General features: G+C 68.3%; 8 protein-coding genes. All 8 read left to right on the top strand.

Features of this window, described 5'->3' with window-relative positions; translation table 11 throughout:
- Window positions 1-49 precede the first annotated feature (49 nt).
- Window positions 50-3,280 carry an efflux RND transporter permease subunit gene (locus tag AC1DGC_RS16820; RefSeq protein WP_478048387.1) on the top strand — a complete coding sequence of 1,077 codons (3,231 nt, stop codon included), beginning with the start codon at window positions 50-52 and terminating at the stop codon, window positions 3,278-3,280.
- A gap of 34 nt (window positions 3,281-3,314) precedes the next feature.
- A complete protein-coding gene (locus tag AC1DGC_RS16815) occupies window positions 3,315-6,440 on the top strand; it encodes an efflux RND transporter permease subunit (protein WP_394164012.1) in 3,126 nt (1,041 codons plus the stop codon).
- A 264-nt stretch (window positions 6,441-6,704) separates the two neighbouring features.
- Window positions 6,705-8,774: a TonB-dependent siderophore receptor gene (locus AC1DGC_RS16810; protein WP_478048386.1), complete on the top strand. Its 2,070-nt coding sequence runs from the start codon at window positions 6,705-6,707 to the stop codon at window positions 8,772-8,774.
- A 472-nt stretch (window positions 8,775-9,246) separates the two neighbouring features.
- The gene (gene yccS / locus AC1DGC_RS16805; protein ID WP_259208966.1) at window positions 9,247-11,424 is read left to right on the top strand and encodes a YccS family putative transporter; all 2,178 of its coding nucleotides are present in this window, start codon (window positions 9,247-9,249) and stop codon (window positions 11,422-11,424) included.
- A gap of 140 nt (window positions 11,425-11,564) precedes the next feature.
- Window positions 11,565-12,359, top strand: a complete 795-nt coding sequence (locus tag AC1DGC_RS16800) for an SDR family NAD(P)-dependent oxidoreductase (protein ID WP_259208965.1) — start codon at window positions 11,565-11,567, stop codon at window positions 12,357-12,359.
- A gap of 88 nt (window positions 12,360-12,447) precedes the next feature.
- On the top strand, window positions 12,448-14,337 hold the full coding sequence (locus AC1DGC_RS16795) for an MFS transporter (RefSeq protein ID WP_394164009.1): 1,890 nt from the start codon (window positions 12,448-12,450) through the stop codon (window positions 14,335-14,337).
- A gap of 117 nt (window positions 14,338-14,454) precedes the next feature.
- Window positions 14,455-14,814, top strand: coding sequence for a CD225/dispanin family protein (locus AC1DGC_RS16790; protein WP_394164008.1), 360 nt, complete (start codon window positions 14,455-14,457; stop codon window positions 14,812-14,814).
- A complete protein-coding gene (locus tag AC1DGC_RS16785) occupies window positions 14,814-15,236 on the top strand; it encodes a DUF2752 domain-containing protein (protein ID WP_394164007.1) in 423 nt (140 codons plus the stop codon). Before AC1DGC_RS16790 ends, AC1DGC_RS16785 begins: the two co-directional genes overlap by 1 nt.
- The last annotated feature ends 4 nt before the right edge of the window (window positions 15,237-15,240 follow it).

Below are 15,240 nucleotides of genomic sequence, written 5' to 3'. Positions count from 1 at the left end.
GGCGCCTGCCCGCTCCAACGCCGCATGACGTAACCGCAAGGATCCGCCCGTGGGCTTTTCGACGATCTTCATCCGCCGCCCGATCGCCACCTCGCTGTTGATGGCGGGCCTGCTGCTGCTCGGCATCCTCGGCTACCGCCAGCTGCCGGTGTCGGCGCTGCCGGAGATCGACGCGCCCAGCCTGGTGGTGACCACCCAGTACCCCGGCGCCAACGCGGTCACCATGGCCTCGCTGGTGACTACCCCGCTGGAACGCCAGTTCGGGCAGATCTCCGGGCTGGAGATCATGACCTCCGATTCCTCGGCCGGCCTGTCCACGATCATCCTGCAGTTCTCGATGGACCGGGACATCGACATCGCCGCCCAGGACGTCCAGGCCGCGATCCGCCAGGCCACCCTGCCCTCCTCGCTGCCCTACCAGCCGGTTTACAACCGGGTGAACCCGGCCGACGCGGCGATCGTCACCCTCAAGCTCACCTCCGACACGCGCCCGCTGCGCGATGTGAACAACTACGCCGACTCCATCCTGGCCCAGCGCCTGTCCCAGGTGCAGGGCGTGGGCCTGGTCTCCATCGCCGGCAACGTGCGCCCGGCCGTGCGCATCCAGGTCAACCCGGCGCAGCTGTCCAACATGGGCCTCACCCTGGAAGAACTGCGCAGCGCGCTGACCCAGGCCAACGTCAACGCGCCCAAGGGCTCGCTCAACGGCAAGACCCAGTCCTACTCGATCGGCACCAACGACCAGCTGACCAGCGCCGCCGACTACCGCGACACCATCATCAGCTACAAGAACAGCCGCCCGGTGCGCCTGTCCGACGTGGCCACCGTGGTGGACGGGGTGGAGAACGACCAGCTCGCCGCCTGGGCCGATGGCAAGCCGGCGGTGTTGCTGGAAGTGCGCCGCCAGCCCGGTGCCAACATCGTGCAGACCGTCGAGCGCATCCGCGCCCTGCTGCCGCAGCTGCAGAACGTGCTGCCGGCCGACGTGCACCTGGACATCTTCTCCGACCGTACCGAGACCATCCGCGCCTCGGTGCATGAAGTGCAGTTCACCCTGATCCTCACCATCGGCCTGGTCGTCGCGGTGATCTTCGTGTTCCTGCGCCGGCTGTGGGCGACCATCATTCCTTCGGTGGCCGTGCCGCTGTCGCTGGCCGGCACCTTCGGGGTGATGGCGTTCGCCGGCATGTCGCTGGACAACCTGTCGTTGATGGCCCTGGTGGTGGCCACCGGCTTCGTGGTCGACGATGCGATCGTGATGATCGAGAACATCGTGCGCTACATCGAGCAGGGCAAGAGCGGCCCGGAAGCGGCCGAGATCGGCGCGCAGCAGATCGGCTTCACCGTGCTCTCGCTGACCATCTCGCTGGTGGCGGTGTTCCTGCCGCTGCTGCTGATGCCCGGCGTCACCGGCCGGCTGTTCCATGAGTTCGCCTGGGTGCTGAGCATCGCGGTGGTGCTGTCGATGCTGATCTCGCTGACGCTCACCCCGATGATGTGCGCCTACCTGCTCAAGCCCGACGCCCTGCCCGAGGGCGAAGACGCGCACGAGCGCGCCGCCGCGGCCGGCAAGGAGAACCTGTGGACGCGCACCGTGGGCGCCTACGAGCGCAGCCTGGACTGGGTGCTCGACCACCAGCGCATGACCCTGGCGGTGGCCGCCGGCGCGCTGGTCCTCACCGTGGTGCTGTACATCGTGATCCCCAAGGGCCTGCTGCCCGAGCAGGACACCGGGTTGATCACCGGCGTGGTCCAGGCCGACCAGAACATCGCCTTCCCGCAGATGGAGCAGCGCACCAAGGCGGTGGCCGAAGCGCTGCGCAAGGACCCGGCGGTGACCGGCGTGTCGGCCTTCATCGGGGCCGGCAGCATGAACCCCACGCTCAACCAGGGCCAGCTCTCGATCGTGCTGAAGGAGCGCGGCGACCGCGACGGGCTGGAGGACATCCTGCCGCGCCTGCAACAGGCCGTGGCCGGCATCCCCGGCGTGGCGCTGTACCTCAAGCCGGTGCAGGACGTCACCCTGGACACCCGCGTGGCCGCCACCGAGTACCAGTACTCGCTGTCGGACGTGGACAGCGCGCAGGTCGCGCTGCAGGCCACGCGCCTGACCGAGGCGCTGCGCCAGCGCCCGGAGCTGGCCGACGTGGACAACAACCTGTCCAACCAGGGGCGCGCGCTGGAGCTGAACATCGACCGCGACAAGGCCAGCGTGCTGGGCGTGCCGATGCAGACCATCGACGACACCCTCTACGACGCCTTCGGCCAGCGCCAGATCTCCACCATCTTCACCGAGCTCAACCAGTACCGCGTGGTGCTGGAAGTGGCGCCCGAGTTCCGCACCAGCACCGCGCTGATGAACCAGCTCGCGGTGGCCTCCAACGGGGCCGGCGCGCTGACCGGCAGCAACGCGACCAACTTCGGCCAGGTCACCTCGTCCAACTCCTCCACCGCCACCGGCATCGGCGCGCAGAACACCGGCATCCCGGTCGGCGCCGGCAACATCATCCCGCTGGCCGCGCTGGCCGAGGGCAAGATCACCAGCACCCCGCTGGTGGTCAGCCACCAGCAGCAGCTGCCGGCGGTGACCGTGTCGTTCAACATCGCGCCGGGCTACTCGCTGTCCGATGCGGTCAAGGCGATCGAAGAGACCAAGGCCACGCTGGACATGCCCTCGCAGGTGCACGCGCAGTTCATCGGCAAGGCCGCCGAGTTCACCGGCAGCCAGACCGACGTGGTGTGGCTGCTGCTGGCCTCGCTGGTGCTGATCTACATCGTGCTGGGCGTGCTGTATGAGAGCTACATCCACCCCTTCACCATCATTTCCACCCTGCCCCCGGCCGGCGTGGGCGCGCTGCTGGCGCTGATGGTGTGCGGGCTGCCGCTGTCGGTGGATGGCATCGTCGGCATCGTGCTGTTGATCGGCATCGTCAAGAAGAACGGCATCATGATGGTCGACTTCGCCATCGAGGCACGCCGCACCGGCGCCAACGCGCATGAGGCGATCCGCCGCGCCTGCCTGCTGCGCTTCCGCCCGATCATGATGACCACCGCCGCGGCCATGCTCGGCGCGCTGCCGCTGGCGCTGGGCACCGGCATCGGCTCGGAGCTGCGCCGCCCGCTGGGCATCGCCATCGTCGGCGGCCTGCTGCTGTCCCAGCTGGTCACCCTGTACACCACGCCGGTGATCTACCTGTACATGGAGCGCTTCTCCGAGTGGATGCGCGAGCGCCGCGAACAGCGCGCGCTGCGCCACGCCAGCGCCCAGGACCGCGCATGAGCGCAGCGTCCTTCCGTGCCATGGGGGCGCCGGCATGAACATCTCCGGCCCCTTCATCCGCCGCCCGATCGGCACCGCGCTGCTGGCCATCGGCCTGTTCGTGGTCGGCCTGTTCTGCTACCTGAAACTGGGCGTATCGGCATTGCCGAACATCCAGATCCCGGTGATCTTCGTGCACGCCAGCCAGTCCGGCGCGGACGCCACCACGATGGCGTCCACGGTCACCGCGCCGCTGGAACGCCACCTCGGCCAGTTGCCCGGCGTGGACCAGATGCGCTCGTCCAGCTCGGAAGGCAGCTCGCTGGTCTTCATGATCTTCCAGAGCGGAGTGGACATCGATTCGGCCGCGCTCGACGTGCAGACCGCGATCAATTCCTCGCAGGCCGACCTGCCCTCCGGGCTCGGCTCGCCGATGTTCCAGAAGGCCAACCCGAACGACGACCCGGTGATCGCCATCGCGCTCACCTCGCAGACCCAGTCGGCCGACGAGCTCTACAACGTCGCCGACTCGCTGCTGGCCCAGCGCATCCGCCAGATCAGCGGGGTGTCCTCGGTCGACATCGCCGGTGCGTCCACCCCGGCGGTGCGCGTGGACGTGAACCTGCGCCTGCTCAACGCGCTCAACCTCACCCCGGATGACCTGCGCAACGCGGTGCGCGCGGCCAACGTGACCTCGCCCACCGGCTTCCTCACCGACGGCAATACCACGACCGCGATCATCGCCAACGATTCGGTGGCGCGCGCGGCCGACTTCGCCAACCTGGTCATCAAGACCCAGGCCGATGGCCGGGTGATCCGGCTCAAGGACGTGGCCAACGTCTACGACGGCCAGCAGGATGCCTACCAGGCCGCGTGGTTCGACCACAAGCCGGCGGTGGTGATGTACGTGTTCACCCGCGCCGGCGCCAACATCGTGGAGACCGTGGACCGGGTCAAGGCGCAGATCCCGATGCTGCGCGACTACCTGCAGCCGGGCACGGTGATGACCCCGTACTTCGACCGCACCCCGACCATCCGCTCGTCGCTGCACGAAGTACAGATCACCCTGCTGATCAGCCTGGCGATGGTGATCCTGACCATGGCGCTGTTCCTGCGCCGGCTGGCCCCGACCCTGATCGCCGCGGTCACCGTGCCGCTGTCGCTGGCCGGCGCGGCGCTGGTGATGTACGTGTTCGGCTTCACCTTGAACAACCTCAGCCTGCTGGCGCTGGTGATCGCGATCGGCTTCGTGGTCGACGATGCGATCGTGGTGATCGAGAACGTCATGCGCCACCTCGACGAGGGCATGCCACGCATGCAGGCCGCGCTGACCGGCGCGCGCGAGATCGGCTTCACCATCGTCTCGATCACCGCCTCGCTGGTGGCGGTGTTCATTCCGCTGCTGTTCGCCAGCGGCATGGTCGGGGCGTTCTTCCGCGAGTTCACCATCACCCTGGTGGCGGCGATCGTGGTCTCGATGATCGTCTCGCTCACCCTTACCCCGGCGCTGTGCAGCCGCTTCCTGAGCGCACATACCGAACCGGACAAGCCGTCGCGGATCGGTCGCTTCCTGGATGGCATGCATGACCGCATGCTGCGCATGTACACCGTGTGCCTGGACTTCTCGCTGCGCCACGCGCTGCTGCTCTCGCTCACCCCGATCCTGCTGATCGTAGCCACGGTCATGCTCGGCGGTGCGGTCAAGAAGGGCTCCTTCCCGGCCCAGGACACCGGCCTGATCTGGGGCCGCGCCAACTCCAGCGCCACCGTGTCCTTCGAGGACATGGTCAACCGCCAGCGCCGCATCACCGACATGCTGATGGCCGATCCGGCGGTGAAGACCGTCGGCGTGCGCCTGGGCAGCGGCCGCCAGGGCTCCAGCGCGCAGTTCAACATCCAGCTGAAGACGCGCAAGGAAGGCCGCAAGGAAACCACCGCACTGGCGCTGGCGCGGCTCAGCGCCAAGGCCGACCGTTACCCCGACCTGCAACTGCGCCTGCGCGCGATCCAGGACCTGCCCAGCGACGGTGGCGGCGGTAACAGCCAGGGCGCGCAGTACCGCGTGTCGCTGCAGGGCAACGACCTGGCCCAGCTGCAGGAATGGCTGCCCAAGGTGCAGGCCGCGTTGAAGAAGAACCCGATGCTGCGCGATGTCGGCACCGACGTGGACACCGCCGGCCTGCGCCAGAACGTGGTGATCGACCGGGCCCAGGCCGCGCGCCTGGGTGTGTCGGTGGGTGCCATCGACGGCGCGCTGTACGGCGCGTTCGGCCAGCGCCAGATCTCCACCATCTACTCGGACATCAACCAGTACAGCGTGGTGGTCAACGCGCTGCCCGAACAGACCGCCACCCCGCGCGCGCTGGATGAGATCCACGTGCGCGCCGGCAATGGGGACATGATCCCGCTCACGGCCGTGGCCCACCAGGTGCCGGGATTGGCGCCGCCGCAGATCACCCATGAGAACCAGTACACCACGATGGACCTCAGCTACAACCTGGCCCCGGGCGTGAGCACCGGCGAGGGTGAGGCGATCATTAAGGCCACCGTGGACGGGCTGCGCCTGCCCGGCGACATCCGCATCAGCGATGGCGGCGGCTTCAACGTGCAGCTCAACCCGAACTCGATGCTGATCCTGGTGCTGGCCGCGATCATCACCGTGTACCTGGTACTGGGCATGTTGTACGAAAGCCTGGTGCACCCGGTCACCATCCTGTCCACGCTGCCGGCGGCGGGCGTGGGCGCGTTGCTGGCGCTGTTCGTGACCAATACCGAGCTGTCGGTGATTTCGATGATCGCGCTGGTACTGCTCATCGGTATCGTCAAGAAGAACGCGATCATGATGATCGACTTCGCCGTGGTGGCCCAGCGCGAGCACGGCAAGAGCCCGCGCGATGCGGTGCGCGAGGCCAGCATCGTGCGCTTCCGCCCGATCATGATGACCACCATGGTGGCGATCCTGGCGGCGGTGCCGCTGGCGATCGGCCTGGGCGAGGGCTCCGAGCTGCGTCGCCCGCTGGGCATCGCGATGATCGGCGGGCTGCTGTTCTCGCAGAGCCTGACCCTGCTCAGCACCCCGGCGCTGTACGTGATCTTCTCCTGCCTGCGCGAGCGCTGGGTCAACCGCCGCGCGCGCCGCCGCGAGCGTCGGGCATTGAAGCGGAGCGCGGTCGCCCGGTAGGTACCGGGCGTGGCCCGGTACCTGCGCAGAGGCCCGGCCGCGCCACGGCGCGGCGAGATGACGACCAGCGGTCGTCACCCCCGGGGCGGGTTTGACGCCGCGTAGCAAAACGACAACAATTCGCATCCAGCCACGGTCCTGCACCGCCCTCTGCGATGCACCCGCTGCCGGTTCCCGGCCAGCCTGCGCGATCCAGCCATCGACCTCTCCCCCGCCTTCTGCAGATCGCGGACGGCGTTGCGCTGTCCGCCAAGGAACCCATCGATGCTGTCGTCTTCCCTGCCCCGCCTGGCCACGCTCGCCGTGGCCCTGTCCCTGGCCTGTGCCGCGCAGGCGCAAACCGCCCCGGATGGCGCGCCGCGCGCACGCTCGGCCACCGACCTGGATGCCATCAAGGTCATCGCCGAGCGCACCCACACCGACACCGGCGCGCTGGGTGACCGCGCGGTGCGCGATACCCCGTTCGCGATCGCCGTGGTCGGTCGCGAAGAGATCGAGAAGCGCCAGGTCGTCTCGCTGGGCGAGGCCTTCCTGACCGACCCGTCGGTGGTTACCCAGGTCAGCGCGTATGCCAGCGGCTGGAGCTCGCCGATCCGCAACCGCGGCATCGACCTCAGCTACGACAGCTACCGCGTCAACGGCCTGCAGGTCTCTTCGTGGGGCACCGAGTGGCCGCTGGAAGTGATGGAGCAGGTGGAACTGCTGAAGGGTCCCGGTGGGTTCATGTACGGTTTCGGCCAACCCGGCGGCATCGTCAACTACGTGACCAAGAAGCCGACCGAGGTCACCATGCTGTCGGCGCAGCTCGGCTGGCGCGAGGCGGGCATTGTCAGCGGCCAGGTCGATGTGGGCGGGCGCTTCGGCAACGAAGACATGTTCGGCTACCGCTTCAACGCGTACCAGGAGAAGGGCGAGACCTTCAACGGCGGCGACGTGAACCGCAAGGTCGGCGCGCTGTCGCTGGACGCGCGTCTGAGCGACCGCCTCACCTGGACCTTCGATGGCGTGTTCCAGTCGCGCGACCTGGCCAACGAATCCCCGCAGTACTACTTCATCGGCCTCACCGAGCTGCCGCGCGCGCTGGCCGGCGACGTCGACAACAGCATCGACGGCAGCTACTACGATACCCGCTCCAGCCTGCTCTCCACCGCGTTGAACTGGCAGATCAACAGCGACTGGAAGGCCAGCCTGAGCTATGGCGTGACCACCTCCTGGAACGACGTCAACAAGATCTTTGCCTACATCGACGACGTCAACGGCGACTACAACGTCAACACCTACGAACTCGGCGGCAAGAGCGAGTGGACGCTGGCCCAGGCCATCCTCCAGGGCCGTTTCGACACCGGCCCGCTGTCGCACCAGGTCGTGGCCGGGGTCTCCCACCAGACCGGGCTGGGCTGGGACCGCCCGTACGAATGGAACACCATCGGCCGCGGCAACATCTACCAACGCCCGGTGCTGCGCCACGATGCGGTGGGCTCGCGCGTGCTCAGCCGCGGCAGCGAAACGGTGCAGCAGGCGGTCTTCGTCAGCGACACGGTCAGCATCGCCGACGGCTGGTCGGTGCTGGCCGGTGCGCGCTACAACGACTTCGAAAACAAGGGCGCCTACCACACCTACCCGGTCACCCCGACCTACGCCGTGATGTACAAGCCGGCCGACGCCGTCACCGTGTACGCCAGCTACGTCGAATCGCTGGAGGCCGGCAGCCGCGTCGGCAGCGACTACATCAACGCGGGCACCGTGCTCGACCCGACCCTCAGCAAGCAGTACGAGATCGGTGCCAAGATCGAAACCCCGCGCTGGAATGCCAATGCCGCCGCCTTCCGCCTGGAGCGCGGCGCCAACATCGACCTGCTCACCCCCGCCGGCAAGGTACTGGTGCAGGACGGCATCACCCTGTACGAGGGCGTCGAAGTCAGCGGCGACGTCCGCCTGACCGACGCGCTCACCGTCGGCGGCGGTGTCACCTGGCTCGACCCGACCTACGACAAGCTGTCCCCCGACAGCGTCGCCCAGCAGGGCAACCGCACCGCCGGCGCCGCGCGCTGGCAGGGGGTGCTGCACGCCGACTACAGCATCCCGCAGGTGGAGGGCCTGAGCGTCTACGCGCTGGCCCGCTACTACGGCGATGTCTATTACGACGCCGACAACACCCTCAACCTTCCCGACTACACCCTGGTCAACGCCGGCCTGGGCTACCGCATGCAGCTGGACGGCCACCCGGTCACCTGGCGCGCCGGCGTGGAGAACCTGGCCAACAGAAAATACTGGTCCAATGCCGGCGTCGGCCTGCCGCGCACCTTCGCGGTGAGCGTGCGTTTCGACCTGTAACCGTTCCGGTCATCCCGAGCCACGCTCGGCGACGTTCAGGGCGATGGCGTTGGCACCTGGCGGCCGCGCTTCGCGCGGTGCCGAGCATGGCTCGGCACTACCGGCTTCGCCGTTGGGCACCGACCCGCTGTGCTGGATCGGACGGCGCGCTTCGCGCGGTGCCGAGCATGGCTCGGCACTACCGGCTTCGCCCTTGGGCACCGACCCGCTGTACCGGATCGGGCAGCGCGCTTCGCGCGGTGCCGGGCATGGCTCGGCACTACCGGCTTCGCCGTTGGGCACCGACCCGCTGTGCTGGATCGGACGGCGCGCTTCGTGCGGTGCCGGGCATGGCTCGGCACTGCCGGCTTCTCCGTTGGGCACCGCCCCACACCGGTGGGGCCCAATCGCGACGCTGTTGAGGTGGGGACACCCGCGCTGTCCCCTTCACCCTACACCGGCAATAATGGGCTGCCCCGCACCCCGAGCCCGCATGTCCGCCCGAGAATCCCGCCTGAGCCGCCTGTGGGCGCACGAAAAGGCCAGCTATGGCCTGCGGGTGTTCATTGCGCTGTCGGTGGCGATGGGCGTGTGCTGGCACCTGGACCAGCTGCCGGCCCTGCCTGGCGTGTTCCTCGGCATCATCGCCAGCGCCATCGCCGAAACCGACGACAACGCGTGGGGCCGCACCAAATCGGTCGCGCTCTCCCTGGTGTGCTTCATCATCGCCGCCACCGCCGTGGTCGAGTTGTTCGCCTGGCCGTGGGTGTTCATCGCCGCCCTGGCCCTGTCCACCTTCGGCCTCACCCTGCTCGGCGCTCTCGGCGAACGCTACGCCTCCATTGCCCAGGCCACCGTCACCCTGGCCATCTACACCATGATCGGCCTGGAACAACACGGCGCCAGCGACCGCGCCCAGGCCATCAACGCGGTCAGCCACCTGCTCGCCGGCGCGCTCTGGTACGGCCTGCTCTCCATCCTCTGGACCGCCCTGTTCGCCAACCGCCCGGTGCGCGAACGCGTCGCCCGCCTCTACCTGGAACTGGGGCGCTACCTGCAGCTCAAGGCCGACCTGTTCGAACCGGTCCGCGATGCCGACGTGCAGAAGCGCCAGCTCGCCCTGGCCGAACAGAACCGCCGCGTGGTCGACGCGCTCAACATCGCCAAGGTCGCCATCCTCGCCCGCTTCGGCCGCTCCGGCCGCCCCGGCGTGCAATCCGGCCTGTACCTGCGCCTGTACTACATGGCCCAGGACTTCCACGAACGCGCCAGCTCCTCGCACTATCCCTACGGTGCGCTCACCGAGGCGTTCTTCCACAGCGACGTGCTGTACCGCTGCCAGCGCCTGCTCGCGCTGCAGGGCGAGGCCTGCGCCAACCTCGGCCTGGCCATCCGCCTGCGCCGCCCCTTCCAGTACGGGGAACGCACCAAGCAGGCCACCGCCGACCTCACCGATTCGCTCACCTGGCTGCGCGCCCAGCACAACCCGCAGTGGCAGCGCTTGCTGTCCTCGCTGGAACTGCTCGGCCACAACCTGCAGAGCATCGAGCGGCGCCTGTCCGAGGCGGAGAAGTCGGACTCCACCCTGGACAACGTCGACACCCGCCTGCGCGACACCAACCCGCACACCCTGCGCGAAATGTTCGTGCGCATCCGCCAGCAGCTCACCCCGGGCTCGGTGCTGTTCCGCCATGGTCTGCGCATGGCGCTGGCGCTGATCGTCGGCTTCGCCGCCATCCGCCTGTTCAACGCACAGAACGGCTCCTGGGTACTGCTCACCATCGTGTTCGTGTGCCGCCCGCACTTCGGCGCCACCCGGCAGCGGCTGGCCCAGCGCATCGCCGGCACGCTGATCGGCCTGGTGCTCACCTGGGCCTTGATGCAGCTGTTCCAGGACCTGCGCATCGAACTGCTGATCGCGCTGCTGTCCGCGCTACTGTTCTTCTTCACCCGCAGCGACCGCTACCTGGTCGCCTCGGCTGCGATCACGGTGATGGCCCTGACCTGCTTCAACCTCATCGGCGATGGGTTCCTGCTGATCTGGCCGCGCCTGGTCGACACCCTGCTCGGCTGCGCGATCGCCGCCGCGGCCGCGTTCCTGATCCTGCCCGACTGGCAGGGCCGGCGGCTCAACCTGGTGATGGCGCGGGTGCTGGCCAACTGCGCGCGTTACCTTGACGCGGTGCTCGGCCAGTACGGCAGCGGCATGCAGGACGACCTGGCCTACCGCATCGCCCGGCGCGACATGCACAACGCCGATGCGGCGCTGTCCACCGCGCTGTCGAACATGCTGCGCGAACCGGGCCACGTGCGACGCAACCTGGATGCCGGCTTCCGCTTCCTGGCCCTGTCCAACACCCTGCTTGGCCACCTCTCCGCGCTCGGCGCACACCGCGCGCAGCTGGACAGCTACGTCCAGGACCCGCAGGCCCAGGCGGGGCGCGAGCGCGTCGAGCAGGCCATGCAGCGCATCGCCGCGGCACTGGAGCAGCGTGAACCGGTGGACGACACCGACAACGACGGCGACCGCGCACTGGCCGAGCAGCTGGAACAGATCACCGACGACATGCCGCCCAAGCTGCAGCTCATCCGCACCCAGATGGGACTCATGCTGCGCCTGCTGCCCAAGCTGCGCGGCGCCGCCAACGAAGCGGCACGCACCCTGCGCTGAGGCGGTACAACGCAGCGTTGCGGCGCGTGCACGGGTGCCGCAGAGACGCGCCCCACCATGAAGGGAACGCGGGATGCACGACGCCCTTACCGGCGGCCGCGCACACTGACCGCGTTCTCCCCCTGCTCAAGGAACCGCCCATGCAACTGGATCTCACCGGCAAGACCGCCCTGGTCACCGCCTCCACCGCCGGCATCGGCCACGGCATCGCCCATGGGCTGGCCGCCGCGGGTGCCCGGGTCGTCGTCAATGGCCGCAGCCAGGCCTCGGTGGACGCTGCGCTGGCCACGCTGCGCCAGGCCCTGCCCAACGCGACCCTGCTCGGCGCCGCCGCCGACCTCTCCGACGCCGCCGGCGTGGACACCCTGCTGGCCGCGCTGCCGGCCATCGACATCCTGGTCAACAACGCCGGCATCTTCGGCCCGCAGGACTTCTTCGAGACCGATGACGGCACCTGGGACCACTACTGGCAGACCAACGTGATGTCCGGCGTGCGCCTGTCGCGCGCCCTGTTGCCGGGCATGGTCGAGCGCGGCTGGGGCCGGGTGCTGTTCCTGTCGTCCGAGTCGGCCCGCAACATCCCCGCCGACATGATCCATTACGGGGTCACCAAGACCGCCCTGCTCGGGCTGTCGCGCGGGCTGGCCAAGCGCGTGGCCGGCAGCGGCGTCACCGTCAATGCGGTGCTGCCCGGCCCGACCCTGTCCGATGGCTTCGCGGCGATGATGGAGGACGAGCGCGCACGCACCGGCAAGTCGCTGGAGGTGCTCGGCCGCGAGTTCGTGATGGCCAACCGGCCCACCTCCGTGATCCAGCGCGCGGCCACGGTGGAGGAAGTGGCCAACATGGTGGTCTACCTGGCCTCGCCACAGGCCTCGGCCACCTCCGGCGCGGCGCTGCGGGTGGACGGCGGCGTGGTCGACGACATCGTCTGACCCCGCCCGGCAGCGCCGGGGGCCGCGGCGCTGCCATCCTGCGCGAACGACGACAGTGCTAGGCTGCGCCGGTTCGCAAGGAGATTCCATGTCCGGCCACAGCCAGTTCGCCCTGCTCAAGCAGCGTCGCTTCCTGCCGTTCTTCATCGTCCAGTCGCTGGGCGCGTTCAACGACAACGTGTACCGCCAGGCCATCATCGGCCTGCTGTTCTACCTCGGCGTGAGCCAGGAAGAACAATCGCTGTACACCACGCTGGCGCCGGCCATCTTCATCCTGCCGTACTTCCTGTTCTCCGCCCTGGCCGGGCAGATCGCCGAAAAACTGGAGAAATCGCGGCTGATCGTGATCACCACCACTATGGAGATCGCGATCATGTCGCTGGCCGCGGTCGGCTTCCTCACCCAGAGCATGCCGGTGCTGCTGGTGGCGTTGTTCTGCACCGGCCTGCAGTCCACCCTGTTCGGCCCGGTCAAGTACTCGGTGCTGCCCTCGGTGCTGCGCCCGGAAGAGCTCACCGGCGGCAATGGCCTGGTCGAGATGGGCACCTCGATGTCGATCCTGACCGGCATGATCAGCGGCGGCATCATCTTCACCCTGGCCGGCAGCTTCGGCCCGGTGGTGGCGGCCACGGCGGTGATCGCGCTGGCGATCGTCGGCAACATCACCGCGCGGATGATCCCCAAGGTCGATGCCGGCGCGCCGGACCTGAAGATCAACTGGAACCCCATCCCCGAGTCGTTGGCCGTGCTGCGCCTGGCCAAGAAGCAGAAGGCGGTGCGCAACGCCATCCTGGGCGTGTCCTGGTTCTGGTTCGTCGGCACGATGCTGACCTCGCAGCTGCCCACCTACGCGGTGGTCAACCTCGGCGGCGAGCCCACGCTGTACATCTTCGCGCTGGCGCTGTTCTCGGTCGGCACCGGGGTCGGCTCGCTGCTGTGCGAGAAGCTGTCCGGGCGCACCGTTGAAATCGGCCTGGTGCCACTGGGCGCATTCGGCATGACCGCCTTCATGCTGGACCTGTACTTCGCCCGGGCCGGCACTGCCACCGCCGCCGGGCTCGGGGTCGCCGCATTCGTCGCGCAACCGGGCAGCGTGCGCATCATCGTCGACCTGGTCGGCATCGGCCTGTTCACCGGCTTCTTCGTGGTGCCGCTGTTCGCGCTGATCCAGAGCCGCACCCCGAAATCGGAGATGTCGCGCGTGTTCGCCGCGCTCAACATCCAGAACTCCGGCTTCATCGTGGGCGCCGCGTTGATCGCGCTGGTCACGCAGAAATTCCTGCACTGGACCATCCCGCAGCTGTTCCTGGCACTGGCCATCGCCAATGCCGTGGTGGCGATCTACATCTTCACCATCGTCCCCGAATTCCTGATGCGCTTCCTCAGCTGGGTGATGGTGCGCGGCCTGTACCGGCTGCGCCTGCACGGCATCGAGGCCAACGTGCCCGACGAAGGCGCCGCGCTGATCGTGTGCAACCACGTCAGCTACATGGATGCGCTGATCCTGTCGGCCACCATCCCGCGCCCGGTCCGCTTCGTCATGTACTACAAGATCTTCAACATCCCGGTGATGCGCTGGATCTTCCGCACCGCCAAGGCGATCCCGATCGCCGGCGCGCGCGAGGACCCCGCGCTGATGCAGGCCGCCTTCGACGAGGTCGACGCGGCGTTGGCCGAGGGCGAGCTGGTCTGCATCTTCCCGGAAGGCGCGCTCACCCGCGATGGCGAGATGGCCGCGTTCAAGTCCGGCGTGGAAAAGATCCTGGAGCGCCGCCCGGTGCCGGTGGTGCCGATGGCATTGCGCGGGATGTGGGCCAGCATGTGGAGCCGGCGCGATACCCGGATGGGCCGGATGCGCGTCCCGCGCCGCTTCCGCGCGCACGTGGAGGTGGCTGCGGGCCCGGCAGTGCCGGGGGCAACGGCCACCGCCGACGCACTCGAACAACGGGTCCGCGACCTCCGTGGCACCAACGGCTGAGGCCGTCGGCGCCCATGTAACCGTATACATACCGGCATTCACATCGGTTAGATTACCGCCCAGCACGGTCGAACGCGCTGTTCGACACCACCCACCCCAGAAAATGGAGCTTCGCCAATGAATGCCACCGCCCCGCTGCCGCCCGCCTCCGGTACCGTCCCGAACTACCTGATCTGGTCGATCATCGTTACCGTCCTGGCATTCTTCATGTGCTGCGTGTCGTGCCTGAGCTTCCCGGCGATCGCCACCGGTATCGTCGCCATCGTGTTTGGTACCAAGGTCAATACGCTGCTCAACCAGGGCGACCTGGTCGCCGCGCGCAATGCCTCCAAGAACGCCAAGATCTGGGCCTGGGTCACCTCCGGCATCCTGATCGCCGCCACCCTGTTCTCGCTGATCTGGCTGGCCACTGTCGGCACCGAGGGCTACATGGAACAGATCCAGCAGCTCCAGCAGCAGATCGAAAGCAGCAACTGATGCAGGCACTGCACGGCAAGCGCTGGTTGTTGATGGCGGCCCTTCCGCCGACGGCGCTGGTCGTCGGCGCGGGGTTCTGGGCGTTGCGTCATTTCGACCCCAACAGCGCCAACAGCCCGTTCCCGCCGTGCAGCTTCCACGCCGTCACCGGTTTCTACTGCATCGGCTGTGGGCTGACCCGTGCGCTGCACGCGTTGGCCCATGGCGATGTGCTGACCGCCATTTCGATGAACCCGCTGGCCATGTTGATGCTGGCCATTGCCCCGCTCGTGCTGGGCTGGACGCTGGGCTGGCGCCCGCGCTGGATGCAACCGTTGATCACCCTGCTGACCACCCCGGCGTTCTGGCTGACCCTGCTGCCGGTGTACTGGATCGCGCGCAACCTGCCGTGGGTACCGTTCACCTGGCTCGCGCCGGGCTGATCGC

The organism is Stenotrophomonas sp. 05N37, from assembly GCF_056397365.1.
The sequence above is the reverse complement of the archived record's forward strand: the minus strand, read 5'-3'. Positions and strand labels throughout refer to the sequence as shown.